The organism is Lactobacillus sp. UCMA15818, assembly GCF_030400225.1.
In the GTDB taxonomy this organism is placed as follows: domain Bacteria; phylum Bacillota; class Bacilli; order Lactobacillales; family Lactobacillaceae; genus Liquorilactobacillus.
The window spans coordinates 1-477 of record NZ_VJYB01000041.1 but is presented as its reverse complement, the minus strand read 5'-3'; the positions used below and the strand labels follow the sequence as shown (position 1 = coordinate 477).

The 477-nt window shown below is 57.2% G+C and carries 1 protein-coding gene; it reads left to right on the top strand.

Going from position 1 to position 477, the window contains the following annotated elements; translation table 11 throughout:
* On the top strand, positions 1–477 hold a 477-nt coding region (locus tag FFX44_RS12585), incomplete at both ends, for an ROK family protein (protein WP_289981791.1).

Below are 477 nucleotides of genomic sequence, written 5' to 3'. Positions count from 1 at the left end.
CCACTTGCACCCTTGCCCTTGATATTGGTGCCACAAAGATTGCCTACGCACTAGTCCCCGATAACACCCCGACGACAACATTGTCCACGGGACGCTTGGGAACAAAAGAAGGCGACAGCCCTATCGAGCAGATCCGGCTGGTTCTTCTGGCAGGCTTAAAAGCTGCCGAGGAACACGGTCTCAGTGTCGCCCGCATCGGCATGGGCGCTCCTGGTGTAATTCTGGGACCAGAGGGAACCATCGTGTACAACGGTGAAACCCTCACAGAGTGGGCAGGCACTGACCTGCGAGGATTATCCCGAGAAGTCCTCAACGTTCCATTCGCGGCACACAATGATGTCCGCGTATGGGCCTACGGTGAGCACCACTTAGGCACCGGCAAAGACCTCACCGGCAGGGTACTCTACGTGTCCCTCGGCACTGGAGTCGGCGGAGCAATCATCGAAGACGGAATCATGATGAGTAGCCCCACTGGAA